General features: G+C 68.8%; 25 protein-coding genes. 6 read left to right on the top strand and 19 right to left on the bottom strand.

The genetic code is table 11. From position 1 onward, the window contains the following. Positions 1-27: 27 nt before the first annotated feature. The 8 genes from ACWF7A_RS12815 to ACWF7A_RS12780 form a co-directional block, all read right to left on the bottom strand. Entirely contained in the window at positions 28-177 is a 150-nt protein-coding gene (locus ACWF7A_RS12815; RefSeq protein ID WP_166049133.1) for a hypothetical protein, read from the bottom strand. A 60-nt stretch (positions 178-237) separates the two neighbouring features. After that, positions 238-1368, bottom strand: coding sequence for a pyridoxal phosphate-dependent aminotransferase (locus ACWF7A_RS12810; protein WP_452250582.1), 1131 nt, complete (start codon positions 1366-1368; stop codon positions 238-240). Between the two features lie 20 nt (positions 1369-1388). Beyond that, complete coding sequence (locus ACWF7A_RS12805; RefSeq protein ID WP_452250581.1) at positions 1389-2555, bottom strand: transglycosylase SLT domain-containing protein; 1167 nt, start codon at positions 2553-2555, stop codon at positions 1389-1391. A gap of 1 nt (position 2556) precedes the next feature. Next, complete coding sequence (locus ACWF7A_RS12800; protein WP_452250580.1) at positions 2557-2862, bottom strand: hypothetical protein; 306 nt, start codon at positions 2860-2862, stop codon at positions 2557-2559. A gap of 134 nt (positions 2863-2996) precedes the next feature. Next, positions 2997-3719, bottom strand: coding sequence for an ESX secretion-associated protein EspG (locus ACWF7A_RS12795; RefSeq protein ID WP_452250579.1), 723 nt, complete (start codon positions 3717-3719; stop codon positions 2997-2999). Positions 3720-3757: 38 nt separating this feature from the next. Next, on the bottom strand, positions 3758-5050 hold the full coding sequence (locus ACWF7A_RS12790) for a PPE domain-containing protein (protein ID WP_452250578.1): 1293 nt from the start codon (positions 5048-5050) through the stop codon (positions 3758-3760). Between the two features lie 9 nt (positions 5051-5059). Then, the gene (locus ACWF7A_RS12785; protein ID WP_452250577.1) at positions 5060-5659 is read right to left on the bottom strand and encodes a DUF3558 domain-containing protein; all 600 of its coding nucleotides are present in this window, start codon (positions 5657-5659) and stop codon (positions 5060-5062) included. Further along, positions 5656-6117, bottom strand: a complete 462-nt coding sequence (locus ACWF7A_RS12780) for a hypothetical protein (protein ID WP_452250576.1) — start codon at positions 6115-6117, stop codon at positions 5656-5658. Before ACWF7A_RS12780 ends, ACWF7A_RS12785 begins: the two co-directional genes overlap by 4 nt. Before the next feature lie 232 nt (positions 6118-6349). On the opposite strand from ACWF7A_RS12780, the gene ACWF7A_RS12775 reads away from it, so the two are divergent. Beyond that, entirely contained in the window at positions 6350-7198 is an 849-nt protein-coding gene (locus tag ACWF7A_RS12775) for an AraC family transcriptional regulator (RefSeq protein ID WP_452250575.1), read from the top strand. On the opposite strand, the gene ACWF7A_RS12770 is transcribed toward ACWF7A_RS12775, so the two are convergent. The 5 genes from ACWF7A_RS12770 to ACWF7A_RS12750 form a co-directional block, all read right to left on the bottom strand. Further along, positions 7188-8096: an ADP-ribosylglycohydrolase family protein gene (locus ACWF7A_RS12770; RefSeq protein ID WP_452250574.1), complete on the bottom strand. Its 909-nt coding sequence runs from the start codon at positions 8094-8096 to the stop codon at positions 7188-7190. The genes ACWF7A_RS12775 and ACWF7A_RS12770 overlap by 11 nt on opposite strands. Continuing rightward, positions 8093-9349 carry a phosphoribosylamine--glycine ligase gene (purD, locus tag ACWF7A_RS12765; RefSeq protein WP_452250573.1) on the bottom strand — a complete coding sequence of 419 codons (1257 nt, stop codon included), beginning with the start codon at positions 9347-9349 and terminating at the stop codon, positions 8093-8095. Before purD ends, ACWF7A_RS12770 begins: the two co-directional genes overlap by 4 nt. Before the next feature lie 16 nt (positions 9350-9365). Continuing rightward, positions 9366-10346, bottom strand: coding sequence for a TAXI family TRAP transporter solute-binding subunit (locus ACWF7A_RS12760; RefSeq protein WP_452250572.1), 981 nt, complete (start codon positions 10344-10346; stop codon positions 9366-9368). After that, on the bottom strand, positions 10333-12222 hold the full coding sequence (locus ACWF7A_RS12755; protein WP_452250671.1) for a TRAP transporter permease: 1890 nt from the start codon (positions 12220-12222) through the stop codon (positions 10333-10335). The genes ACWF7A_RS12760 and ACWF7A_RS12755 overlap by 14 nt, the downstream gene beginning before the upstream one ends. Positions 12223-12347: 125 nt before the next feature. After that, positions 12348-12608: a UBP-type zinc finger domain-containing protein gene (locus ACWF7A_RS12750; protein ID WP_452250571.1), complete on the bottom strand. Its 261-nt coding sequence runs from the start codon at positions 12606-12608 to the stop codon at positions 12348-12350. Between the two features lie 28 nt (positions 12609-12636). Between ACWF7A_RS12750 and ACWF7A_RS12745 the strand changes: the two genes are divergently transcribed. Both ACWF7A_RS12745 and ACWF7A_RS12740 read left to right on the top strand, forming a co-directional pair. Then, positions 12637-14184 carry a Na+/H+ antiporter gene (locus ACWF7A_RS12745; protein ID WP_452250570.1) on the top strand — a complete coding sequence of 516 codons (1548 nt, stop codon included), beginning with the start codon at positions 12637-12639 and terminating at the stop codon, positions 14182-14184. Between the two features lie 67 nt (positions 14185-14251). Then, the gene (locus tag ACWF7A_RS12740; protein WP_452250569.1) at positions 14252-15349 is read left to right on the top strand and encodes a glycerophosphodiester phosphodiesterase; all 1098 of its coding nucleotides are present in this window, start codon (positions 14252-14254) and stop codon (positions 15347-15349) included. A 71-nt stretch (positions 15350-15420) separates the two neighbouring features. Here the strand turns inward: ACWF7A_RS12740 and ACWF7A_RS12735 are convergent, their stop codons facing one another. Genes ACWF7A_RS12735 through ACWF7A_RS12720 form a run of 4 tightly spaced genes read right to left on the bottom strand, consistent with a single transcriptional unit; the run spans position 15421 to position 19076 of the window. After that, positions 15421-16626, bottom strand: a complete 1206-nt coding sequence (locus tag ACWF7A_RS12735) for an LLM class flavin-dependent oxidoreductase (protein ID WP_452250568.1) — start codon at positions 16624-16626, stop codon at positions 15421-15423. Then, positions 16623-17597 (bottom strand): ABC transporter substrate-binding protein, encoded by a 975-nt coding sequence (locus tag ACWF7A_RS12730; protein WP_452250567.1) that lies wholly within the window; start codon positions 17595-17597, stop codon positions 16623-16625. The genes ACWF7A_RS12735 and ACWF7A_RS12730 overlap by 4 nt, the downstream gene beginning before the upstream one ends. Continuing rightward, positions 17581-18282, bottom strand: coding sequence for an ABC transporter ATP-binding protein (locus ACWF7A_RS12725; RefSeq protein WP_452250566.1), 702 nt, complete (start codon positions 18280-18282; stop codon positions 17581-17583). The genes ACWF7A_RS12730 and ACWF7A_RS12725 overlap by 17 nt, the downstream gene beginning before the upstream one ends. Continuing rightward, on the bottom strand, positions 18267-19076 hold the full coding sequence (locus ACWF7A_RS12720; RefSeq protein ID WP_452250565.1) for an ABC transporter permease: 810 nt from the start codon (positions 19074-19076) through the stop codon (positions 18267-18269). The genes ACWF7A_RS12725 and ACWF7A_RS12720 overlap by 16 nt, the downstream gene beginning before the upstream one ends. Positions 19077-19222: 146 nt before the next feature. Here ACWF7A_RS12720 and ACWF7A_RS12715 point away from each other — a divergent pair, with 146 nt between their 5' ends. After that, positions 19223-20278: a hypothetical protein gene (locus tag ACWF7A_RS12715; protein ID WP_452250564.1), complete on the top strand. Its 1056-nt coding sequence runs from the start codon at positions 19223-19225 to the stop codon at positions 20276-20278. On the opposite strand, the gene ACWF7A_RS12710 is transcribed toward ACWF7A_RS12715, so the two are convergent. Next, positions 20271-21560 (bottom strand): adenylosuccinate synthase, encoded by a 1290-nt coding sequence (locus ACWF7A_RS12710; protein WP_452250563.1) that lies wholly within the window; start codon positions 21558-21560, stop codon positions 20271-20273. The genes ACWF7A_RS12715 and ACWF7A_RS12710 overlap by 8 nt on opposite strands. A 110-nt stretch (positions 21561-21670) precedes the next feature. Between ACWF7A_RS12710 and ACWF7A_RS12705 the strand changes: the two genes are divergently transcribed. Beyond that, positions 21671-22279, top strand: a complete 609-nt coding sequence (locus tag ACWF7A_RS12705) for a hypothetical protein (RefSeq protein ID WP_452250562.1) — start codon at positions 21671-21673, stop codon at positions 22277-22279. A 104-nt stretch (positions 22280-22383) separates the two neighbouring features. Next, on the top strand, positions 22384-23013 hold the full coding sequence (locus ACWF7A_RS12700; protein ID WP_452250670.1) for an HNH endonuclease family protein: 630 nt from the start codon (positions 22384-22386) through the stop codon (positions 23011-23013). 159 nt (positions 23014-23172) lie between these two features. On the opposite strand, the gene ACWF7A_RS12695 is transcribed toward ACWF7A_RS12700, so the two are convergent. Continuing rightward, entirely contained in the window at positions 23173-24333 is a 1161-nt protein-coding gene (locus ACWF7A_RS12695) for an FUSC family protein (RefSeq protein WP_452250669.1), read from the bottom strand. Positions 24334-25089: the final 756 nt, after the last annotated feature.

Genomic DNA, 25089 nt, shown 5'->3' with positions numbered 1-25089 from the left:
GAGTGGTGCGTTCGCATTAATCCAGACTCATCGCTTGGATTTGATCGCACCGTAAGCCGCCGTGCCTGCGAGGAGTAGTCCTCCAATCACAGCGAGCCAGAAAAGGCCTTTCACCACGGCTCCGACGACGGCCAGCACGATCCAGATCGCCACCAGCCACCCGATGATCGCCCACATAGGACCTCCCCTTCCTCGAACTGTGAACGTCCGGCCGGCCGGTTTTGTTGCTTCGGCGCTCTAGAGCCAGGCCTTCAGGCGCCGCAGGGCCTCCTCGACGTCCTCCGTCGACCCCGCGAACGACATCCGCACGAAGTGGTGACCGTCCACGGGGTCGAAGTCGATCCCGGGCACGATCGCCACGCCGGTGTCGGCGAGCAGCTTCTTGCAGAACCCCATCGAGTCGTCCGTCAGGTGCCGCACGTCCGCGTAGACGTAGAACGCCCCGTCCGCGGGAGCCAGCCGGTCGATGCCGAGATCCGTCAGCCCCTTCACCAGCAGGTCCCGGTTCACCCGGTACCGCTCGAGGTGCCCGGCCGTCTCCGCGTACGACTCCTCCTCGAACGCCGCGACGGCCGCGTACTGCGCCAGCGCGGGCGGGCAGAGCGTGAAGTTGCCCGTCAGGCAGTCCACGGCCCTGCGCAGCCGTTCTGGCAGCAGCATCCACCCGAGCCGCCAGCCGGTCATGGCGAACGCCTTGGAGAAGGAGTTGACGACGATCGCGTCCCGGCTGGTCTCCCAGGCGCACCGGAGGGGCTCGCCGTAGCTGATGCCGTGGTAGATCTCGTCGCTGATGAGCTGGACCCCGTTGGCGGCACACCACTGGGCGATGGGCTCGACGTCGGCCGTCGTCCCGGTCGGGTTGGCGGGGCTGGCCACGATCACGCCCTTGAGCCCCGGATCGAGCATCTCGACCGTGGGCTGGAACCGCGTCTCCGGGCCGCACGGCAGTTCGACGACCTCACACCCCAGGGCCTTCAGGATGTTCCGGTAGGCCGGGTAGCCGGGCCGGGCCAGCGCAACCCTGTCACCGGCGTCGAAGGCGGCCAGGAACGCCAGCGTGAACGCCCCCGACGACCCCGTGGTGACCACGACGTCGTCCGCGCTCACGTCCAGGTCGTACTGCCGCCGGTAGTGCCCGGCGATGGCCTGCCGCAGCTCGGGGATCCCCAGCTGCTCGGTGTAGCCCAGCGCGTGGTTCTCCAGGGCCCGTGCGGCGGCCTCCCGCACCGGGCGCGGTGCGGGGCTCGACGGCTGGCCCGCGGCCAGGGAGATCACGTCACCGTGCGTCCGCTGCCTGAGAGCGGCGGCGGACAGCACGTCCATGACGTGGAAGGGCGGGACGTCGGCGCGGGCGGCCACGGTCAGCATGCCGTCAGGCTAACCGCAGGTCAGTACCCCTGGTAGCCACCGCCCTGGGACATCGCCTTCAGGCCGGGGTGGCCTTCGAAGCCGCCGTAGCGCGAGAACGTGTAGCGGACGCCCGCGACGATGTTGTCGATCGGGTTCCAGATGTCGTCGTGGCCGGGCAGCTTGTGCGCGTTGAACGTCGAGTCGATGCACTGCATGAGGCCCTTGGAGGGCGTGCCGGCCTGGGCGTTGGAGTCCCAGAGGTTGATGGCGTGCGGGTTGCCGCTCGACTCCTTCTCGATGATCTTCCAGATCTCGTCGATGTTCTCGTCGGTGACCGGGATCCCGGCGGCCTGGAGGATCTTGATGGCCTCGCGGATCCACTCCTCGACGTTGCCGGGCGGCGGGCTGCCCGAGGGCGGGCCGCCGCTGGAGCCGAGGCCGCCCATGCCGCCGCCCTCACCACCTCCGCCGCCACCGCCGCCTCCGGATGCGCCGCCGCCACCTCCACCACCGCCGCCTCCGTGCTGGGGCGTGGCGGGTGCGGGCTTCGGGTCCGATGTGGACGAAGGCTTCGTCGACTCGTCGGGCGGCGGGGTCGGGGCCCACTCGACGGGCTTGCCCGGGGCCGGGGTGAAGGACTCGGTGACCGGGTCCTGGAGCGTCGAGAACTTCGGGGTCAGCGCGCCGGGGCGGCCCTTCAGCGTTCCGGCGGCGGCGTTCACCGCGCTTTCCGCTTGGGAGACAACGGGGTTCGCGTCGCTGGTGGCCTCGGCGCAGTAGCCGCGGATGATGCTGTCGACGTCTTCCTGCGGCTGGTTGTGGAGCTGCTGGCGAGTCTGCCGGGCGCGGCTGAGGAGGTTCTCGCAGATGCGGCTCATCGAGGTCTTCGCGGTCTCCAGCGCACCAGCGGCCGCCTCCAGGTCGGCCGCGGCGTTGTTGAGCGCTTCGGCCATCGAGGTGCCGCACTTCGTCACGGTGGTCATGTAGGCGACGAACCCGTCGGCGGACTTGCCCTCCCAGGCGCCCTCGAGCTGCGTGACGGAGCGCTGCAGGGCGTTCGTCTGGTCGCCGCACTTGCCTGCCGCCTGTTTCCAGCGGTTCGCGATGTCGCGCACGGCCTGGGGTTGCGCGGTCTCGACCTTGTCCGCGAGCGCCGCCAGTTCCGCGCCACCGGGCAGCGCCGCGACCTCGTCCATCGCGCTCACGTCAGACCATCCTCAGCGAGTTCTTGTTGGTCTCCTCGACGTCCGCGACTTCGGTCTGGATCTTGTCGAGTGAGCTTTCCGCCTTGCGCAGCACTTTCTCGGCCGCCTCGAACTCCTGCGCGCCCGCTTGGTCCATTGCGGACACCGCACCGGAGATAGCGCCGGAAGAGCCGAGTTTTCCGAAAATGTCCGGATTGCCGTACTGGCCGGAAAAGCCGTCACCGATCGCGCCGAATTGTCCGGCCTGACTGCTCACGGTCGTTCGGCACTGTTCCATGGCTTCAGTGTTGAACTTCGTCGCAGCCATGCTGGCCTACCCCCTCAACGTCTACCCATCGACCTTAGAACGAATCGCACCAGGCAGTGCGCCGATTCGCTCTTTCGAGACGACGATGCCCGCCCGTCGAGTTCGACGGGCGGGCACGTTCGGGGGTTCCGTGATCAGACTTCTTGCAAGAGCTCCCAGATCGACCCGGCCAACCGATGGTTGTCGACCGGCGTGATCGTGCACCACTGACGCCCGTCGCTACTCGGCTTGAGCTGACGGAGATAACGCCCGTTGTGCGTGTCGTGGAAGGAAACGACACGATTGGCGCGCCGCCCGTTGCGCTGCACTCCGAACTGCCCGCGCGTGGACATGCCGTCGAGCATTCCGGCGAGCTCCTGGGCGTCACCGAGCCGCATTCCCTGCCGCTCCAGCATGGTGATCATCCGCTGCGCGTCGAGCCCGACGTTCTTGGCCGCGGCCACGAGCTCGTCGTACGGCATGCTGATCGACCGCCCGAACCCGGAGCGCATCTCCCCGGCCACCGACACCGCGGCCTCGGCGAGCGCCGTGCCACGGGCCTCGATCAACCACATCTCGTCACGATCCTGCACCGCCAGGATCGCCTCGTCCCCGATGGCCGCCGCGAGCCCGCTGATCTGCCGGTCGGCCCAGATCCACAGGTCGATCGACACCTGGTGGTTCGCGAGCAACGCGAACCCGTCCGCGAGCTCGGGCACGACCCGCCCGTTGCGGGCGAGACCGCGCGCCTCCAACGACTCCCAGGCCCGCTTCACCACCTCGGACTTCTCGGTGTGGGTGATGGAGGGGATCCGCGTGTCCAGCGCGACGTGCGCGGCCGGGAGGCGTTGCGCCTCCCAGACCACGGCGAACTCCACTGTGGACAGAACCACAGAACCTGGTGAGCTCAAGGGATCTACTTGTCCTTCGGGTCTTCGCCGATGACGGACTGAACCACCATGCGGTCATCACCGAACATCTCGTCGGAGTCGACGCCGTACTTGCGCACGTGCTCGCCGTCCTCCTCGCCCTCACCCCTGGCAGCACTGGCAGCGGGCGACATGAGCGAACCGCCGCCCTTGCCGGCCACACCACCCTTGCCCGCAGCCGCAGCACCACCACGACCGGCCTCGGGCCCGACGCCACTGGCACCGCCGGGCGTCATAGCACCGCCCGGTCCCTTGCCGGCCGCACCGGTACCGCCGGCACCAGCACCTGCACCGCCGGCGCCGGACTTGCCGCCACCGATCGTGCTGGGCGCACCCTTGGGACCGGTGGGCGCGATGGGCGTCTTGGGGGCCTGGCTCGGACCACGTCCGCCGCCGACCACCTGCGCACCACGAGCACCAGTCGCGCCGCCGGCGAGACCAGCAGCCCCGAGCGCCGCGGCTGCCGTGCCGAACGACGGGACACCGGAGGGCTTGGGCAGGCCGAGGCCGGCTGCGACCGGGGTGCCGGTGTTGGCGCCGGGGAGGACGCCGGTGGTGTTGCCCGGGGCGCCCGGGGTCAGGCCCGGGGTGCCGGTGAAGCCCGGGGAGCCGGGGGTGCCTGGGCCACCGGTGTAGCCGGGGCCGCCGCCGGTGATGCCGGGAGGGCCACCGGTGGGCATGCCGACCGGAGAGCCGACGGAGGGGGCGACCGCGCCACTGGCCACGACGATGTCCGGCGGCGTGTTCGGCGCGCGGAAACCGTTGAGCGAATTCTGGCTGCCGTTGACATAGCCGTTCAGGCTGTCGATGGCCTGCTGACGGGCCGCGTTGGTCGCCGCGACCTCCTTGGCGTGGTCGGTCTCGATGCCGAAGAAGCCACCGACCTTGTCGCCGAAGTTCTGCTCGGTGTCCCCACGCAGGTCCTGCGGCGGCGGGGTGCTGTGGCGGGCCTGGCTGGTGCTCTCGCCCTGCTGGGTCATGGCCTGGGAGCTCTGGGTCGTCGCCTGGGTGCTCTGCTCCAGACCGGCGGCGACAACGTCCGTCTTCTCCTGGCTCTTCTTTCCGGCCGCGCCGTCCCAGTCGATCTTCAGGACTTTGAGCTGGTCCCGGATGGTCTGGTCGACGGATTCCAGCGTGCCCGCCAGCGAGCGCAACGCCTCGGAGGCCTCGCTGAACCGAGCGGCCATCGAGCTGCCCGAGAGCTTCTGGACCTCGCTCGCGAGCTCCCCGTTGGACCAACCGTCGAAGTTCCAGTCAGTCAGCTGTCGATAACCCGACATGACTCCCCCTCACTTCAATGTCTTCAGTGTCGCGAGCGCGAACCCGGCGGCCTTTTCGGCATTTCCACACAGAACGGATTGATCTTTTTTTGATTCCGAGGTCGTGGTCGGGATGTAGCTGACCATCAGCTGCTGACCATCGGCGACGTCGATCGCGACCGAGCAGTCGAAGCCGGTGCCGCCCTTCAGCGTGATCTCGACCGCGCCGAAGTCCGCGACCTTTGTGATCTTGCCGTTGGTGTTGCCGTCACCCTCGAGCCAGTAGGACACGCCTTTGTGCGTCACCGCACCCACCGTGTAGCCGAAGCCTCCGTCGCCCGAGTAGCGGCAACCCGGTGACTTCTGACCTTCCACCAGGTCCATTTCCCGGGGGGCGGCGGCATCCACCCCGATCTGCTTCATGTGGTCCGCCGTGAGCAGCTTGCAAGCATCCACGGAATCGACCTTCAGGCTCGACGGGCGCGCGGGCAGGGTGCCCGCGGAATCGCTTCCGGTCGAACCCGTCGGCGGCGCAGCGGTGGGGTTGCCCTTCTCACCGCTGGTCGTGCACGCCGAAACCGCCGCCGCGCAGACAAGCACGGTCGCCAGCGCAGAAAGCTTCAGAGTCACGACTTCGGCCCGAACGTCGCGGAGATCTCTTCGTCGGTGAAACCGTACTGCTGCGCAGACGCCTTCAGCTGGTCCGAGAGGTTCTTCAAAGCATCGATGTACGCCTTGATCCGATTCCCGTACGAGTCGTCGTTGATGACCAGTCGGTCGTTCCAGGCCTCGACGACGTCCGCGGTGACCTTGTCGCCGCTCGCGGTCCTGATCCGCAGCAGCTCAGCCTTGTCCTTGTACTCGTCGTCCAGCAGCCTCCACTGGTCGTGGACGACCTTGCCCGCCTGAAGGACGGTGTCCTTCTCGACCCGGAACTTCTGGGTCCCACCGCCCGCGAAGCTCTCCGAGACCCGGTCCATGACCGAGTTGGCGGCCTTCAAGGCGCTGAAAGCCACGCCCGCCACGCCACCGGCCGCTCCCGCAGCGGCGCCGAGAACGGCATCCGCCCCCACGTTCTCCTGTGCCACGACGTCCTACCCCCGTACGGTTGGTAACGGTTCGGTCCCGCTTCGCAGGCTACCAACGCCTACGTAAGACGCACCTGTAGTTGGACGAAGACCACCCCTCGTCGGTTCCACATCACCCTCAGTGTCGTACCTGGTGGCGCCATGCGCCCAACAGAACGCGAGGCTCGGAAGGCGACCGAACAGGGCACAGCAAGTCGGGTGAGACCGCGTCCAGCCCCATAGCTTTGACCACGTGCTAGAGCGACTCAACGAGGCCATGGCCCGCATCGAGGACGACCTCGAAGGCGAGGTCGACGTCAAGGTGCTTGCACGCATCGCGGAAACCAGCGAGTACCACCTGCGCCGCATGTTCAGCGCGCTCGCCGGGATTCCGCTGAGCGAGTACATCCGGCGGCGGCGGCTCACCAAGGCGGCGAACGAGGTCCTCAGTGGACGGGGTTCGTTGCTCGACATCGCCGTCCGGTGGGGCTACGGGTCCAACGAGGCCTTTGCGCGGGCCTTCAAGGCCATGCACGGGGTTGGGCCTCAGGAGGCTCGGGCCAGCAAGAAGGCGTTGCAGTCGCAGCAGATTCTCACGTTCAGACTTGTTGTGGAGGGGAGTACGAGCATGGAGTACCGGGTTGTTGAGAAGGACGCGTTCCGGGTTGTCGGACGGGGGACGCGGGTGCCGTTGGTGCACCTGGGGATGAACCCCGCGATCGTCGAGTTCGTCAAGGGCATCGGGATGCCGGCGCTCGACCGGATGAAGGCGCTCGGTGACGGGGAGCCGGCCGGGATGTTGTCGCTCACCTTCAACCAGGAAGGGGTCGAGGAAGGCGACATGCTCGACTACTTCCAGGGTGTGGTGACCAGCCAGGAGGCGCCGGAGGACATGGAGACGCTCGACGTGCCCAAGAACACGTGGGCCGTGTTCACGGCGAGTGGGCCCTATCCCGAGACCATTCAGTACATGTGGCGTGACGTGTACACGCAGTGGTTCCCGTCCAACAGCTACGAGAGTGTCGAGGGGCCGTCGATGTTGCGCACGCAGATCGACGGCGACCAGGCCACTGCCGAGTTGTGGATCCCTGTCACCAGCTGAGGACCAGGCGTTCCATCACGTCTCGTAGTTCCAGGACGGAAAGCCAGTCCGCAGGGATCACGGTGACGCCGTCGCGGGCGCCGAGGATGTTGCCGCAGATCGAACCCGTCGAGTCGCTGTCGCCCGAGTGGTTCACGGCGAGACGGACCGCGGACGCGAAGTCCGTGCCCACCAGTGCGGCGTGCAGGCCGATGGCCAGGGCTTCCTCGCCCACCCAGCCGCCGCCCAGTTCGGAGGCGATCTCCTCCGGGGTCAGCGGGCCGAGGCCCATCACCTTGTCCAGCAACGAGGTCTGCTCCTCGTGGCCGTCCCAGCGGACGAGCTCCGCGCGGGCCACGCCCACGGCCGACACCAGGTCCGAGCCGGCCAGCAGGGCCTGGACGATCACTGCCAGGGCTCCTGCGGACAGGTAGCCGCTCGGGTGGTGGTGCGTCATCTGAGCGGTGCCGACGGCCAGGGTGAAGACCTCGCGCACGTCGGACGACCAGACGGCCACGGGTGCGGCTCGCATCACGCCGCCGCAGCCCTTCGAGTCGTTCTTCTCGTTGTGCTTCAGCGCGGTGATGCACGTGTGGCCCGGCGCCCGCCTTGAGTGCAGGCGCTGGTCCGACATCAGCCAGCCGTCCGAGGCGACCAGCGGGCCGCCCTGCGTGTGCAGCCAGCGCCCGTAGGCGGCCCGCACGGTCAGCAACGGGTCCACGCCGTGCTGGCGGGCCAGCAGGAGGCCTTCCAGGGTGAAGAGCACCATCTGGGTGTCGTCGGTGATCTCCAGCGAGGGGAGGTCGACGACGCCCAGGGGGCCGTGCTGGTGGCGGATCGTGTCGATCGACGAGAACTCGATCGGCGCGCCCAGGCCGTCACCGACGGCCCCGCCCAGCACGCACCCCAGCAGGCTCACGGCAGGGTGATCTTCCCGTCGATGGCCTTCGACGCGATGTCCGAGCGGTGGTGCGAGCCGGTGAGGTGGATGTCCGCGATGCGCTTGTACGCGCGGTCGCGGGCCTTCGACAGCGACTTGCCGGTGCCCACCACGGACAGGACGCGGCCGCCGGTGGAGACCACGGCACCGTCCTCACGGCGGCGGGTGCCCGCGTGCAGGACGCCCTCGGCCTCGGCGCCGGTGATCACGTCGCCGGTGCGCGGGCGGTTCGGGTAGCCCTCGGCCGCGACCACGACCGTCACGGCGTAGCCGTTCTCCCACTCCAGAGCGGGCAACGAGGCGAGCTCACCGGTGGAGGCGGCCAGGAACAACGCCGAGATCGGGGACTTCAGCAGCGCCAGGACCGACTGGGTCTCCGGGTCGCCGAAGCGGCAGTTGAACTCGATCACCTGCACGCCGTTGGACGTCAGAGCGAGGCCCGCGTAGAGCAGGCCGACGAACGGCGTCTCACGGGCGCGCAGCTCGTCGACGACGGGCTGCACGCACCGCGTCACGATCTCGGACACCAGGCCTTCTGGCGCCCACGGCAGCGGCGCGTAGGCGCCCATGCCACCGGTGTTGGGGCCCGCGTCGCCGTCGCCCACGCGCTTGAAGTCCTGCGCCGGGATCAGCGGCACGACGGTCTCGCCGTCGGTGACGCAGAACAGCGACACCTCCGGACCGTCCAGGAACGACTCCAGCAGCACCGGGTGGCCGCCGTCGAGCAACGTCATGGCGTGCGCACGAGCGGCCGCCAGGTCCGAGGTCACCACGACGCCCTTGCCCGCGGCGAGACCGTCGTCCTTGACCACCCACGTCGGGCCGAAGCGCCCGAGAGCGGCGTCCAGACGGGCCGGGTTGTCCACGACCTCGCTGTGCGCCGTCGGCACCCCCGCCGCGTTCATGACGTCCTTGGCGAACGCCTTGGACCCCTCGATGCAGGCGGCGGCCTTCGACGGGCCGAAGCACGGGATGCCGAGGGCCCGGACCGCGTCAGCGGCCCCGACCACCAGAGGTTGTTCGGGGCCGACGACGACGAGATCGGCCTTCCACTCCTTCGCGAGGCCGGCGACGGCCGCAGCGTCGGACACGTCCACACCGCAGATCTCGGCGTGCCCGGCTATGCCTGCGTTGCCCGGCGCGCACGCCAAGGCAGTCAGCTTCGGGTCGCGCGACAACGCGAGGACAAGGGCATGCTCACGGGCTCCAGACCCGATGACCAGGACGCGCACGAGAGCCCAGAGTAGTTCAGCCCAGTGCCTGCTTCGCCCCAGGGTGCAGCGGGACGGGGTCGGTGGCCGATGCCTTGTCCTTCGCGATGTCCTTCACGGCGGGATGGACCTTCTCCAGGTCAGCCTTCTTGTCGAAGATCAGCTTGGTCACGGCGCAGGCGTTGCCGGCCGCGAAGTCCTCGCGCACGAGCAGCAGGTTCGGCACCACGATCGTGGACACCTCGGCCACCCCGTAGGTCGCCGCCGGGATCGGCGCCGTGTCGTACACCGGGCTGATCTTCTTCATCTCGGGCAGCAGCGGGGTGATGTCGACGAACTTCACCTTGTCCTTCAGCGACGTGGTGATGTCCGTGATCTGCGGCGTCGGCAGACCGCCTGACCAGATCAGGCCGTCGATGCTGCCGTCCTTCATGCCGTCCGCGGTCTTGGTCAGGTCCAACCGCTGGGCCTGCACGTCGGAGTCGATGTTGAGACCCGCCGACTTGAGCAGGCGGCCCGCGATGACCTCGGTACCGGACTTGGGCGATCCGGTCGAGATCCGCTTGCCCTTCATGTCCGCGATCGAGCTGATCCCGGAGTCCGCCCGGACGAGCACCTGCGTGTAGTTCGGGTAGATCCGCGTCAGCGCCGCGATCTTCTCCTTCTTGCCGTTGAACGCACCCGTGCCGTTGACGGCGTCCGCGGCCGTGTCGGCCAGCGAGAACGCGATGTCGTAGGTGCCGGCGACGAGCTGCTGGATGTTCTGCACCGACGCACCGGTCTCGGCGGACGACGCCTTCAGCTTCGAGTTGTCGGAGATCAGCTTCGCCAGGCCACCACCGACCACGAAGTACACGCCACCGGAGTTGCCGGTCGCGATCGTGATCCGTCCGTCCGAGGCCTCGCAGGAGGCAGTGCCTCCCGAAGCGTCCGGCGTGGTGGGTGTGCGCTTGCCGCCACACCCGGAGACCACGAGCGCCAAGGCGATCGCGCCGATCGCGTACTTATGCAGCTTCACGAACCCTCCTACGGGTCACCAGGTGTACCGCCACGGCCACCACGAGGAACCCGGCCCCGATGGCGATCGTCAACGGCTGCAGGTAGAGCAGGAACAACGCGGCCGGCACGCACAGCAGGCGTTCCGGCCAGCGCGCGGGACCGAACAACCAGCCGCCCGTCAGCACGGCGAGGGCGGCCACCCCCAGCGCGGACGCTCCGAACGCCCACACCGAGTCGAGCAACGGACCGCGCAGCAGCAGGGAGGCGCCGGCGTCGGTCAGCACGAACGCCAGCGGCACGAGGAACGCGGGCAGCGTGTACTTCCACGTCTGCCACATCGTCTTCATCACGTCGCCGCCGGTCAGCGCCGCCGCCGCGACGGCCGCGAGTGCGGTCGGCGGGGTCACCTCGGACAGCACCGCGTAGTAGAAGATGAACATCGCGGTCTCGGCAGGCTCGACGCCCAGAGTGATCAACGCGGGGCCGATCACGACCCACGAGATGATGAACGACGCCGTCACCGGCACCGCGAGCCCGAGCACCGACACCGCCACGGCCGCGAGCACCGCCGTCAGCATCAGCACCACGACGGGTTCCGAGGTCAACACCGACGCGAGGTCCACCAACGACCCCGCAAGCGCTTGCCCCAGCCCGGTCTTCGTGATCGTCGACGTCACCACGCCGGCGGCCGCGCACACCGCGATCACCGGGAACGCCGAGCGCACGCCGACCGACAGCGCGTCCGCGATCAGCCGGAGCCACTCACGCCGGTGGTTGATCAACGCGAACAGGGCGGCCACACCGGTCGCGTACACGACGGCCTTGTAGACCGGGATGTCCAGCGCCAGGAACACGATGATGATCCCGAGCGACAGGAAGTGGTACCAGCCGAGCTTCAGCACGTCCCAGAACCGAGGCGCGTCCACGTCGACCGGACGGGCACCGAACCGCCGCGCGTCGGCCTCGACGGCCAGCGCGATGCCCAGGTAGTAGAGCAGCGTCGGGATGATCGCCCAGATCAGCACCTCCAGGTACGAGACCTGCAGGTACTCGGCGATGATGAACGCCGCCGCGCCCAGCGTGGGCGGCGACAGGATCGCGCCGATGCCGGATGCCGCGAGCAGCCCGCCCGCGTTCTCCTTGGGATACCCGGCCTTCTGCAGCATCGGCCACGTCACGGCGCCCAGCGACACGGTCGTCGCGGTACCGGAACCGGAGACCGTGCCGAGCAGGAAGCCCGCGGTCGCGGCGGTGCGTCCGGGCGCGGTCCGCGACTTGCGGAACGCGGCGAAGCTGACGTCCACGAAGAACTTGCCCGCGCCGGAGGCGTTCAGCACGGCGCCGTAGATCGTGAACAGCACGATGTAGGTCGCGGCGACGTCCAAAGGCGTCCCGTAGAACCCGCTGGCGTCGTTGAAGAACCCGTTGATGATCTGCGGGAAGTCGACGCCGGAGTGCGAGATCGACCAGGCAGGCGGCAGGAACCCGCCGTAGTAGGCGTAGGCGATGAACGCCAGGCACACCACCGGAAGCACCCACCCGGTCGTGCGGCGGCAGGCCTCCAGGATCAGGACCAGCAGCACCGAGCCCGCGATCACGTCGAGCGTCGAGAGCTGGCCCTGCCGGTTCAGGAACTCGTCGAAGCCTCCGAACAGCGGGTAGGCGCCCACGACGAACGCCAGACCGGCCAGCACCCAGTCCCACCACGGCGGCGTGTGCCCGCGGCCGTACGCGAGGAACACCAGCGGCAGCGTCACCGCCAGGAAGATGATCAGGTAGTACTGGCTCCCCTTGGCGAACGGGAAGAACACCTGCTTGAGCACCAGGAGGGCGATCAGCAGGCCGGCGATCCACAGCGCCCGCTCCCACCTGGGTGAGAGCGAACGCGACGGCATCTCCTCGTCGTGCTCCGCGACGATGCGGGCGAGGTCCGGGTTGGCCACGGACCGACCGTACTGTGGGGGCGATCACAGCCCCAGGGGATCAATCCAAAGGAACTGCAAAGACTCGGACCGCCTGCTCAGACGACAGTTCTGTCCACATAGCACCAGCGCCAGTCCTCGCCCGGCTCGAACGAGCGCATGACCGGATGCTGGGACGCGCCGAAGTGCGCGGTCGCGTGCTTGTGAGGGCTCGAGTCGCAGCACGCCACGTGCCCGCAGGACAGGCACATCCGCAGGTGAGCCCAGTTGCGCTCGCCCAGGGCGAGGCAGTCCACGCAGTCCTGCGTCGACTCCGGCGTGACCGAGTGGGGCAGCGCACCCACGTGCGAACAGGTCATGGCTTCCATCATTACGCAAAATAAGCGCATGGTCGGGCCTGAACTTCTGCTGCTGCTCCTCGGTGCGTTGGTCGTCACGGCCATCTCGCGCCGGTTGAACTGGTCGGCGCCACTGGTGCTGGTCGCCGTCGGGCTCGTGGTCTCGTTCATACCGGGCGTGCCGGAGTTCGAGCTCGATCCCCACCTGATCCTGCTGGTGGTGCTGCCCCCGCTGCTCTACAGCGCGGCACTGGACAGCTCGTACCTCAACATCCGCGCGAACCTGCGGCCGATCGGGCTGCTCGCGGTCGGGCTGGTGCTGTTCACGACGCTGGTCGTCGGGGTCACGGCGAAGCTGGTGTTCCCGGACCTGCCGTTCGCGGCGGCACTGGTGCTGGGCGCGGTCGTGGCACCGCCGGACGCGGTCGCCGCCGTCGCGATCGGGCGCAAGCTCGGCCTGCAACGGCGCGCGATGACGCTGCTGGTCGGCGAGAGCCTGATCAACGACGCCACCGCGCTCACGGCGTTCAAGGTCGCGGTGGCGGCCGCCGCGGGCGCGGCCATGCACCCGGTCGAGGGTGTCGGGCTGTTCCTGCTGGTCACGGCCGGCGGTATCGCGGTCGGACTGGTCGTCGGCGTGGTGGTCAGGTTCCTGCGCCGACGGCTCTGCGAGGGCGTGCTGGAGACCGCGCTGGGACTGCTGGTGCCGTTCGGCGCGTACCTGATCGCCGAGGAGGTCGCGCACGTCTCCGGTGTGCTCGCGGTCGTCGTCGCGGGGCTCTACATCGGCCACCACTCGCCGCGTGGCGGCTACTCGACCCGGTTGCAGGACGCCGCGGTCTGGAAGGCGCTGGACGCGTTGCTGGAGGCGTTCGTCTTCGCACTCATCGGCCTGCAGGTGTCCGCGATCATCCGGGACGTCGACCTGGACGCCGCGCTGCTGCTGGGCGCCGGTGCCGTGCTGCTCGCCGCGATCCTCGCCCGGTTCGTCTGGATGTACCCGGCCACCTACATCCCGAGGTACATGTCGAAACGCGTGCGCGAGCGCGAGCGACCGCCGCACCTCGGGCAGGTGACGGTGATCTCGTGGGCCGGCATGCGCGGCGTGGTCACGCTGGCCGCGGCGGCAGCGGTGCCGGCGGAGGTCCCCGGCCGCGACATCATCCTGTTCTGCGCGTTCGTGGTCACCGTCGCGACGCTGCTGCTGCAGGGCCTGACGTTGCCGTGGGTGATCAACAAGATCGGCTTCGAGGGCGACGACGCCCGCGAGGACGCGCTGGCCGAGGCGCAGGTGCAGCACCGGGCCGCGCAGGCGGCCGTCACGAGGCTCGACGAGGTGGTCGACGAGGTACCCGACCACGTCCGGGACCAGCTGCGATCGCTCGCCGAGCACCGGGGCAACGCCGCGTGGGAACGGCTCGGGCGGCAGGAGGAGGAGAGCCCCGCGGCCGCGTACCGCAGGCTGCGCCGGGTGATGCTGAGCGCCGAACGTGACGAGTTCGTCAAGGCCCGCGACGCCGGTGAGATCGACGACGAGGTGCTGTTCCGGGTGCTGCGCGAGCTGGATCTGGAGGAAGCCGCACTGTCCCGTGAGTAACCGTTCACCTGCATTTCGTGTTGCGATGCTTGGGTTCCGCTCTCAACACGAAACGGGAGGTCGAACGATGCATCCCAGAGGGTTCAAGGCCCGTGGGCTAGCCGCCGTGGTCCTCGTGTTCGCGGGTGCGGTGGTGGCGTCCCTGCCCTCCGCCTCCGCGCACGACGACAAGGGTCCGATCGTCATCGGGCACCGCGGCGCTTCGGCGTACCGGCCCGAGCACACGCTCGCGGCCTACGAGCTCGCCGCGCGCATGGGAGCCGACTTCATCGAGCCCGACCTCGTCCCCACCAAGGACGGCAAGCTGGTCGCCCGGCACGAGAACGAGATCGGTGGCACGACGAACGTCGCTGACAAGCCGCAGTTCGCCGACCGGAAGAAGACCAAGACGATCGACGGCGTCGCGGTCACCGGCTGGTTCACCGAGGACTTCACGCTCGCCGAGCTGAAGACGTTGCGCGCCAAGGAACGCATCCCGGCGATCCGCCCGCGCAACACGCTCTACGACGGCCGCTTCGAGGTGCCGACGCTGCAGGAGGTCATCGACCTCTCCAGGCGCCTGTCCCGCGAGCTGCGCCGCGAGATCGGCATCTACCCCGAGACCAAGCACCCGACGTACTTCAAGTCGATCGGTCTCGCGCTGGAGCCGAAGCTCGTCGAGACCCTGAACCGCAACGGGCTCAACCGGAGCAGTGCCAAGGTGTTCGTGCAGTCGTTCGAGGTCGCGAACCTCAAGGAGCTCAACAGGTCGCTGCGCGTGCCCATCGTGCAGCTCGTCAACGGTTCGGGTGCGCCGTACGACTTCGTCGCCGCCGGGGACAAGCGCACCTACGCCGACCTGGTCACCCCGGCCGGGCTGCGCGAGGTCCGCTCGTACGCGGACGGCGTCGGCCTCACCAAGGACCTGATCATCCCGCGCGACGCGAACGGCTTCCTCAAGCCGCCGACGACCGTCGTGAAGGACGCCCACCGGACAGGGCTGGTCGTGCACTCCTGGACGTTCCGCAACGAGAACTCGTTCCTGCCCGCGGACTTCCGCTCCTCGACCGACCCGGCCGCGTACGGCCGGGCCTTCGAGGAGTACGACCTGTTCTTCAAGCAGGGCATCGACGGCGTGTTCGCGGACAACCCCGACACGGCCGTCGAGGCCAAGGTCAAGCGCTAGCGCCACGACCGGCGGCCTTCGCCCCGCATTCGGCGGTCAGACGGGTGCATCGTGGCACCGGCCCCGCGTCCTCATCCTGGTTGGCTGTGGGCGTGGGGCCGGTGCCGCGAAGCGCCCTGCTGAGCGTCGAAGGCGCGGTGGAGGTCGCCGGTCGTGGCGCCGGCGAGTGCGAGCGTGCGGTCCCCGTCGAGCAACCCGCGTTGCTTCAGCAGGGGCCGCACGCCCTCACCGAACCAGTACGCCTCTTCGAGGTGCGGGTAGCCGGAGAGCACGAACTCCTCGATGCCGATGGAGTGGTACTCCTCGACGAGGTCCGCGACCTCCTCATGAGACCCGACCAGTGCCGTTCCCGCGCCACCACGCACGAGCCCGACTCCGGCCCACAGGTTCGGGTAGATCTCCAGACCCCGGACACCCCGGGTCAGGTCACCGCCGTGCAGCGCCAGCATCCGTTGCTGCCCCACGGACTCCGACGCTCCCAGCTGTGCCTGAGCCTGCGCCACCGCCGCCGGGTCCAGCGCGTCGAGGAGCTTCGCGGCCGACGCCCACGCCTCCGCGGACGTGTCCCTGCTGATCGTGTGCAGCCGGATGCCGAACCGGATCGGCCGGTCCGTCAGCGCCCGCACCCGCGCGATCTTCTCCGCCACGTCGGCCGGCGGTTCGCCCCAGGTCAGGTAGACGTCGGCCTGGGCGGCGGCCACCGGGAGAGCGGCGTCGGACGAGCCACCGAAGTAGATCGGCGGCACCGGGTCCGGCGCGGCCAGCACCGTCGCGTCCTGCACCTGGTAGTGGTCGCCGTGGAACGTGAACGGCTTGCCCGTCCAGATCCCGCGCACGACCTGCAGGAACTCGTTCGTGCGCGCGTACCGCTGGTCCTTGTCCAGCCAGTCGCCGAACCGTTGCTGTTCAACGGAGTCGCCGCCGGTCACCACGTTCAGCAGCAACCGGCCGCGCGAGATCCGCTGGTACGTCGAGGCCATCTGCGCGGCCAACGTCGGCGACAGCACGCCCGGCCGGAACGCCACCAGGAACTTCAGGGTCTTGGTCTGCGCGATCAACGCGGACGTGGTCAGCCACGCGTCCTCGCACCACGTCCCGGTCGGCGTGAGCACGCCGGTGAACCCGACCTGCTCGGCCGTGCGCGCGATCTGCGCCAGGTAGTCGATGTCCGGCTCGCGACGGGCCCCAGCGGCAGGCGCGCGGTTGGCGTGGAAGTGCTCCACGACCGTGCGGCCGTCGCCGGACGTCGGCAGGAACCAGTGCAGCGTGATGCTCATGCCAGATCTCCCTGGAACCTCGTGTCGACGAACTTCGCGAAGTCGACCTTTCCCGGCAGGGTCTTGTCCTCGGTGAACGCGTCCGCGAGCTCCTGCTCGGACTTGATCACCGTGTCGTCCAGCTTCACGGGCAGGTCGCCTCCCCGTTCCACGGCGGCGCGGGCCACGTCGTACTTCAGGCCGGTCTCCGCGGACCACGCCTTGGCCCACTCGTCGCGGTGCTCGTCGGCCCACTTCTGCGCCTTGTAGTACCGGATCAGGTACTCCTTGAGCGCGGCGCCCTTCCCTTTGTCCTCCAACGACTTCTTGCCCGCGACCTGGAAGCCGTAGCCGTTCGCGGTGCCCTTGCCGTCGGCGAGGACCCGTGCGCCTGCTTCCTTCTCGGCCTGCGCGGTGTAGGGGTCCCACGTCGCCCACGCGTCGATCTTGCCCTGGGTGAAGGCGCCGTAGGCGTCGGCGGGCTGCAGGAAGTTCAGCGTCACGTCCTTGGTCGTGAGACCGGCCGCGCGCAGCGTCGTGAGGATCTGCCCGTGGGCCGAACTTCCCTTGGCCACGGCGATGTTCTTGCCCTTGAGGTCCGCCGCGGTCTTCAAGGGCGAGTTCGCGGGCACCAGGATCGCGTCGCTGTCGACGTTGCCCTTGGACGCGCCGACCGCGGCGATCTTGGCGTTCGCGGCGGCGGCGAAGATCGGGGGTGTGTTGCCCACACCCCCGACGTCGATGGCTCCGGCGGACGCGGCTTCGAGCAGCGGCGGGCCGGAGGTGAAGGTGGACCACTCGAGCTTGTAGGGGAAGTCGCCGAGCAGTCCGGCGGCGGTCAGCAGCGACTTCGCGCCGCCCTTCTGGTCGCCGACCTTGAGCACGACGTCGCCGGCCGGGGTGTCCTGGGCCTGCGTGGCCGTCGAGCACCCCGTGGCGAAGAGGATCGCGGCGAGGAGGGCCAGCAGGCTTCTGTCAGGCAGCTTCTTCAACGTCCACTCCCAGGTCGGCGAGCACGCGGGTGCGTTGCTCCACAACGGATGCCCGGCGGCGCGGGCGGGGCAGGTCGACGTGGTGCGTGGCGACGATCCGGCCCTCGTCGAGCACGAGGACGCGGTCGGCCAGCAGCAACGCCTCGTCGACGTCGTGCGTCACGAGCAGCACGGCGGGCTTGTGCCTGGCCCACAGGTCTTCCACCAGGTGGTGCATGGCGAGCCTGGTCAGCGCGTCGAGCGCGCCGAAGGGCTCGTCGAGCAACAGCACGTCCGGTTCGCGCACCAACGCCCGCGCGAGCGAGACCCGTTGCGCCTCACCGCCGGACAGCGTGAGCGGCCACGCGTCTGCGTGATCGGTCAGCCGCACCTCTGCCAGCGCCTTCAACGCGACCGCACGGCCGTCCGGCTTGTGCAGGCCCAGCGAGATGTTCTTCCAGACCTTGCGCCACGGCAGCAGACGCGGCTGCTGGAAGGCGATCGAGACCGTGCCGGGAACGTCGGCCGCACCCTCGACGTCGCGGTCCAGGCCCGCGAGGATCCGCAGCAGCGTCGACTTGCCGCAGCCGCTGCGTCCCAGCAGCGCCACGAACTCGCCGGGCTCGACCTCGAGGTCGATGCCGTCCAGCACCGTCCGCGCGCCGAAAGCCTTGTGCAACCCGCGAACGCTCACCGCTTTTGCCATCGCAGGATCCTCCTTTCCAGCAACCGCACCAGGAAGTCCGTGGTCAGGCCGAGCAGCGCGTAGACCACGAGGCCGACGACCACGACGTCGGTGCGGAGGAACTCACGGGCGTTGTTGATCAAGAAGCCGAGGCCGGCGTCGGCGTTGACCTGCTCGGCGACGATCAGCGACAGCCAGGCGGTGCCGAACGCGATCCGCAGTCCCACCAGGGTTTGCGGCACGGCGGAGGGCAGCACGACGTGCACGATCCGTTCGATCCGGCTGTACCCGAGCACGCGCGCGGCCTCGACCAGGCCGGGATCGGTCTGCCGGATGCCCGCGTGCAGGTTGAGGTAGAGCGGGAACGCGACACCGGCCGCGACCAGGGCGAGTTTGGGTTCCTCGCCGATGCCGAACCAGAGGATGAACAACGGGATCAGGCCGAGGTGCGGCAGCGTCCGCAACATCTGAACCGGCGGGTCCAGCAATGTCTCGCCCCACCGGGAAAGGCCGGAGGCGAGTCCCAGAACAACTCCGACAAAGCCGCCGATGAGGAATCCGAAGAAGACACGGGTGATGGACACCGCGAACGCTTCGCCCAATTGGCCGTCCGCGATCAGCTCACCGGCGGACTGCGCCACCGTGAGCGGAGAAGCGAGTTTGTCGGGCGACAGCACACCCGTTGAGCTGGCCAGTTGCCACAGCAGGACCAGCGCGACAGGGCTGATCCACCGCAGCGGCAGCTTGAACTTCCGCGCCTGCGCGGGCGTCGCGGTTTTCGGCCGCGAGGCCACTCCTGCTATGGACAAGGTCATGGGCGGAAGTACAGGCGAGCCCACGAGATGAGTCAACGACGCCCAAATCGTGAAAACCCGTCGTACATCGAGATGTTCCCCGCACGGACATATTTCCTGCCAACGGCTGAGTGACAGCGGGGTCCGCAGCAATCACGATTCACGCCATGGATCCGGAGGGGGACAGACGGAGGGTGCCCTGGGGCACCGCACTGCGTTTCACGGCACTGGCTCTGCTCACATCCGCGGTCACGGCGGCGATCTTCGGTGAGTACGGGTCGATGTGGAACTCGGCCACTCCGCTCGACGACGCGCGTTGCCAGGTGAGGTCGGGCTTCTACCTCACCCCCGGCGTGGACAAGTCCACATGGGACGGTTACCGGGCGTGCCTGGAGCCGTTCGTCCACGGCCGGGCGTGGTGGCTCGCGGGCGGGCTGGCGCTGCTCCTCGGCGCGACGTCGCTGATCTACGCGCTGCACCCGGTCTGGTTGCGGTACAGGCGAAACCTGACCCCGCTCCCGGAGGAACTGGTCGAGCCGCTCGACTCACTGGTGGCCCGGGCCGCGCTCGCGAAGGCACCGGTGTTCCTGGTCGATCGCGCGAAGACCCGCGCCGGCGCCGTCACGTTCGGCACGCACGGCCGCAGGTACGTGGCGCTCAACGTCGGTGTCATGGCGTTGCGGCGCATCGAGCCCGAGTCGTTTCGCACGATCGTCCTCGACGAGCTCGCGCGCGTCCGCCGGGGCCTCGCGCTCACCTCAGCCACGCGGGCGCTGTGGCGCGCGTTCACCGTCGCGGTGCTCGTGCCGTTCGCGATCGTCGCCCTGGGAGCGGCCGCGGGACGGCCTGAGAGCCACGAGGACGCGGCGGTGGGGGCCTGGATGGACGGTGGCGGCCGGGAACGGGTGAAGACCGTCGTGGAGGCCGGTGAGAGGGTCTTCGCCGGCGTGCGGGCCGCGGACCCCGCGGTGATCGCGGCCGGGTGCGAGGCGCTCGGCCCGGTGTTGCGGGAGGAGTTCCCGCCGCCGCCCGCCGCGAAGATCGCCGCGGGCTGGACGGACGCGCTGCGGTCGCTGGAGAACGGCACCCGGTCGTGCCTCACCGTGTTCCGGGACTCCGGCCCGGACGACGGTTCGATGACGAGCGAGTTCCTGAAGGGCCTCGACCAGCTGGAGGTCACGCGGACCGCGCTGGCCGAGGCCCAGAGGCGAGCTGTCAGCTGAGCACGTCGTGGCGCACGATCGTCTGGTCGCGGCCGGGGCCGACACCGATCGCGGAGACGCGGGCGCCGATGATGCTCTCCAGGTGCTCGACGTACGCCTTGGCGTTCGCCGGCAGCTCGTCGAACGAGCGGCAGTGCGAGATGTCCTCGAACCAGCCCGGCAGCTCCTCGTAGACCGGGACGGCGTGGTGCACGTCGGTCTGCGTCATCGGCATCTCGTCGACGCGGCGACCGTCCACTTCGTACGCGACGCAGACCGGGACCTTCTCGAGGCCGGACAGCACGTCGAGCTTGGTGAGGAAGTAGTCGGTGATGCCGTTGACGCGCGAGGCGTACCGGGCGATCACGGCGTCGAACCAGCCGGTGCGGCGCGAGCGGCCGGTCGTGACACCGAACTCGCCGCCCTGCTTGCGCAGGTACTCGCCCTGGTCGTCGTTGAGCTCGGTCGGGAACGGGCCGGAGCCGACGCGGGTCGTGTACGCCTTCAGGATGCCGATCACGGTGCTGATGCGGGTCGGGCCGACACCGGAGCCGACCGTGGCGCCACCGGCCGTCGGGTTCGACGACGTGACGAACGGGTAGGTGCCGTGGTCGACGTCGAGCAGGGTGCCCTGCGAGCCCTCCAGCACGACGATCTCGTCGCGGTCGAGCGCCTGGTTGAGCAGCAGGCGGGTGTCGGCGATGCGGTGCACGAAGTGCTGACCGTGCTCGAGCACCTGGTCGACGACCTGCTCGGGGTCGAGCGCCTTGCGGTTGTAGACCTTGACCAGCACCTGGTTCTTGAAGTCCAGGGCGGCCTCGACCTTCTGCCGGAGGATCTTCTCGTCCAGCAGGTCCTGCACGCGGACGCCGACGCGGGCGAGCTTGTCCTGGTAGGCCGGGCCGATGCCGCGGCCGGTCGTCCCGATCTTGGCCTTGCCCAGGTAGCGCTCGGTCACCTTGTCGATGGCCACGTGGTACGGCATGATCAAGTGCGCGTCCGACGAGATCAGCAGACCGCTGGTGTCGACGCCCTTCTCCTCCAGGCCCGCGAGCTCCGTGAGCAGCACGCCGGGGTCGACCACGACACCGTTGCCGATCACGTTCTTCACGCCGGGCGTGAGGATGCCGGACGGGATCAGGTGCAGGGCGAACTTCTGACCGTCCGGGAGGACGACGGTGTGACCCGCGTTGTTGCCGCCCTGGTAGCGAACGATCCACTGGACACGCTCACCGAGGATGTCGGTGGCCTTGCCCTTGCCCTCATCGCCCCACTGGGCACCGATCAGCACGACGGCCGGCATGTGAAACTCCAAGCACTTGGACTGGTTCGAGCGAATGCCGGTAAGTGAGGGTAGACCAGGAGATGACCGTGCGCGGAATCGTGTTGGCCTGCGGAAACACGCAGTCGCCAATGATCGCTCAACGTGACGACGTGGTGGCCGTCCCAGCACGCCCCGGCAAGGACGACGTAGATCCACATCTGGACGCCGACCGGCTGGTCGTGGTGGGCACCGACGCCGATCTCGCCGCGGTGGCGTTGCGCTTGCTGCGCAAGGAGAAGCTGGGCTCCGTGGCACTGGGTTACGTGCCCGTCGCCGATTCGTCCGTTGCCGCGCTTTGGGGGCTTTCGACCGACCCGGCGCGGGCCCTCGACGTCGCCCTGAACGGTGACGTAGATCCCGTCCCGCTCGTCCGCGACGACGTCGGAGGTGTGCTGGTGGGTCTCGGCGTGTTGGCCCCGGTTCGTGGCGTCGGCTACAGCGACGCGGACAACGTGCTGCGCGGCCAGGCGTCGCGGGTCGAGTGCACGCCGGACCCGGACGGAGGCCTCGGCCTGGAGATCCGGATCGTCAACAAGCGCCTGTTCGGCTCCAAGGTCCGGGTGAGCAGGCCGCGGGCGTTCCAGCTCGGCTGTCTGCCCACGACGGTGGTCCTGGACGGCCACAAGCACCCGCGCCCGATGGACAAGTGGACCTGGTACCGCCACACCGAGGACTTGAGACTCGTCCGAGGCGTCTAGCAATCCGCCTGTCATTCACTTGAGTGTCACTCGAAGGCATTGCGCAATTTCATAATGTGACTGAGGGTAGGCCCGATCACTTTCCAACAAGGAAGGTCGGGCCGATGTCAAAAGTTAACCGAACCATTGGTGTTTTAGTTGCCACAGCAGCTCTCACCTTTGGTTTTGTTTCCCCTGCACTCGCGACACCGCCGAACATCCCCTCCGCCGCCACCGCCCGGACCGAATTGGCCGGACTCACCGTTCGTGCCGACGGCTCGATGACGGGCTATTCGCGCGACAAGTTCCCTCACTGGGTGACCCAGTCCGGTACCTGCAACACTCGTGAGGCCGTGCTGAAGCGGGACGGCACCAACGTGGTGACCGACTCCAGTTGCGCCGCCACGTCGGGCAGGTGGTTCTCGCCCTACGACGGCGCGACGTGGTCCGCGGCCTCCGACGTGGACATCGACCACATCGTGCCTCTGGCGGCGGCCTGGAGGTCAGGAGCGGCATCGTGGACGACAGCACAACGCCAGTCGTTCGCCAACGACATGTCGGGCCCGCAGCTGATAGCGGTGACGGACAACGTGAACCAAGCCAAGGGCGACCAGACGCCGGCGACGTGGAAGCCGCCGCTGACGACGTACTGGTGCACCTACGCGAAGATGTGGGTACACACCAAGTACCGCTGGAGCCTCAGCGTGAACTCGGCGGAGAAGACGGAACTGACGGGCATGCTCGGAAGGTGCTGATGACGCCACTCTCCTCGCTTTTCGTGGCGGGCCCCGGCGGCGTGATGACCGACGAGGTCGGCGTCGTGACGGGAGACCTGGAACTGTCCACAGAGCTCGCCGAAGACGGAAAGCTCAGTGCGAAGGTTCGCTACGAGGGCGCGGAAGAGTGGTACGCGATCACGGGCGGTTCGTGCGTCCTGACCGATCCTCGCGATCACGAACAGGTGCATTCTCTTCTGCACGGGCTTCTGCACCGGCCGGAGGGCTGAGCGGAGGCAACGCCTCCATGGCCTCGGCCCGGCTGAGCCCGGTCGCCTGCAACAGGTCCACCGCGACACTCCGGATCTGAGCCAGCACGACCTTGGACGAGAACCCGTCCCCGCCGAGACGCCGCGCGGTGAGCACCCGCGCGGCGTCCCGCACGGCCTCCCGAGTGGCCTTGGGCTCCTTGCCCTTCTCCAACTCGCCCTTGAGGCAGTCCACGGCGTCCGCGTAGTCCTTGAGCACGTCCGGCACCCCGTCCGGAATCCGCTCGTCGGCCTTCAACGCGGCCATCGTCCGCCGCGCCAGCACCCGCGTGTTCCGAATCGCGTAGTCCACCGGCCCGGCAGCGGTCTGATACCGCTTGAGCTCGTCCTTGGACCGCCACCGGATGGGCGCGATCTTCGCGATCTCACTCCCGGTCTGCAACGCGGCCTTGTAGTCGTCGATGGTCGTCTGGCTGGTCCGCAACTCGGCCAGCACCCCAGCGGCCTTGACCGAATCCTTCTGTTCCAACGCCCCAGCAAGCTCCCTGAGCGCCCCGCTGAGCGTGTTGGTCAGCGCCTTGAGCTGCCGCTGAGCCACCGTGACCGGATTGGCAGGAATGAGCGCGGCCACCGCCAGCCCCATCAACCCACCGGTCAACGCGTCGATCATCCGGTCGAACCCACCGCCGGCACTGGGCGGCAACAGGGTCGCCACCAGCACAGCGCTGCTCCCGGCCTGCAACGCGATGACAGACCCACCGTCCAACAACACAGCAGCAGACATCGCCAACGCCACGACCAACGCGATCTGCCAGGGCCCACTACCGATCCAGCTGATCAGCGCGTCCCCGACCCCCACCCCGACCGACACGCCCACCACGAGCTCACCAACGCGCCGAAGCCGCTGCCCGAGCGAAACCCCAAGGCAGACAACAGCGGCGATGGGAGCGAAGAAGGGGTGCGGGTGCCCGATGAGCACCGTAGCCACCACCCAGGCAAGCCCAGCGGACAGAGCACATTGGACGATCGGCAACGCGGCCCCGCGCCACCGCCCGAGCCCACGCCCGACCGCTTCCCTGACCGCGCCCACACACACCCCGTCCGCTAGTTCCGCGTGCTCGCCGCCAGTCTCGAACCAACGGCCACCAGTCACAACCCGCGACCAGGCATTCCCTTGCCCAAGGGCAAGCAACCTCACACCCGACGGGAGAAGGCGAGAGCGAGTGAGAGAGCGAGGGCGCACGGTCGGGAAGGTGGGCGAAGCAGAGCGGAGGGGGCCGGCAGCGCAGGCAGGCCGGGCTGACGGGGCGGGCAGCGCAGGGAGGCCGAGCGGGAGGCCGAGCGGCGAAGCGGCAGGGCGGGGCGGGGCAGGTAGGGCGGGGCAGGTAGGGCGGGGCAGGTAGGGCGGGGCAGGTAGGGCGGGCGGATCGCACTATTCGACTGCGATGCCGGAGGCGAGCCACCCTCTCGCACGCGATGCCGAAGGCGAGCAGTCTTTCCATAAGAGCTGGGCGGTGGGGTCCCATCACGAGTCGCGCCACAGCACTTGCTGCACCTGAGAAGGGGTGTCAAGCGGACACGCTCTTCGTCCGCTTGACACCCCTTCTCAGGTGTGGCCCGCTCTTGGCTCGGCTCGTGATGGGACCCCACCGCCGACGCCACCCAGCTACGCAACAGGCAGCCGCTCACAGCAACAGGCGTGCCATCAACCTGCTCACAGCGCTGGCCCCCTGATCAGATTGCCGGGGGTCTGGGGGCAGAGCCCCCAGGGGAAGCACGCAACGCAAGGTGGCCGCCCGCAAGGTGACCCACGCAAAGGTCGCCCCACGCCAGGTCAGTCCCACCC

Source organism: Lentzea sp. NPDC055074 (assembly GCF_053608005.1).
This window is presented reverse-complemented; position numbering and strand designations above follow the sequence as displayed.

Coding starts and splice junctions, on each gene's coding strand:
- ACWF7A_RS12815 (WP_166049133.1), bottom strand. CDS start 177: ATGTGGGCGATCATCGGGTGGCTGGTGGCGATCTGGATCGTGCTGGCC.
- ACWF7A_RS12810 (WP_452250582.1), bottom strand. CDS start 1,368: ATGCTGACCGTGGCCGCCCGCGCCGACGTCCCGCCCTTCCACGTCATG.
- ACWF7A_RS12800 (WP_452250580.1), bottom strand. CDS start 2,862: ATGGCTGCGACGAAGTTCAACACTGAAGCCATGGAACAGTGCCGAACG.
- ACWF7A_RS12790 (WP_452250578.1), bottom strand. CDS start 5,050: ATGTCGGGTTATCGACAGCTGACTGACTGGAACTTCGACGGTTGGTCC.
- ACWF7A_RS12755 (WP_452250671.1), bottom strand. CDS start 12,222: ATGCCGTCGCGTTCGCTCTCACCCAGGTGGGAGCGGGCGCTGTGGATC.
- ACWF7A_RS12750 (WP_452250571.1), bottom strand. CDS start 12,608: ATGACCTGTTCGCACGTGGGTGCGCTGCCCCACTCGGTCACGCCGGAG.
- ACWF7A_RS12745 (WP_452250570.1), top strand. CDS start 12,637: ATGGTCGGGCCTGAACTTCTGCTGCTGCTCCTCGGTGCGTTGGTCGTC.
- ACWF7A_RS12740 (WP_452250569.1), top strand. CDS start 14,252: ATGCATCCCAGAGGGTTCAAGGCCCGTGGGCTAGCCGCCGTGGTCCTC.
- ACWF7A_RS12735 (WP_452250568.1), bottom strand. CDS start 16,626: ATGAGCATCACGCTGCACTGGTTCCTGCCGACGTCCGGCGACGGCCGC.
- ACWF7A_RS12725 (WP_452250566.1), bottom strand. CDS start 18,282: ATGGCAAAAGCGGTGAGCGTTCGCGGGTTGCACAAGGCTTTCGGCGCG.
- ACWF7A_RS12720 (WP_452250565.1), bottom strand. CDS start 19,076: ATGACCTTGTCCATAGCAGGAGTGGCCTCGCGGCCGAAAACCGCGACG.
- ACWF7A_RS12715 (WP_452250564.1), top strand. CDS start 19,223: ATGGATCCGGAGGGGGACAGACGGAGGGTGCCCTGGGGCACCGCACTG.
- ACWF7A_RS12710 (WP_452250563.1), bottom strand. CDS start 21,560: ATGCCGGCCGTCGTGCTGATCGGTGCCCAGTGGGGCGATGAGGGCAAG.
- ACWF7A_RS12705 (WP_452250562.1), top strand. CDS start 21,671: ATGATCGCTCAACGTGACGACGTGGTGGCCGTCCCAGCACGCCCCGGC.
- ACWF7A_RS12700 (WP_452250670.1), top strand. CDS start 22,384: ATGTCAAAAGTTAACCGAACCATTGGTGTTTTAGTTGCCACAGCAGCT.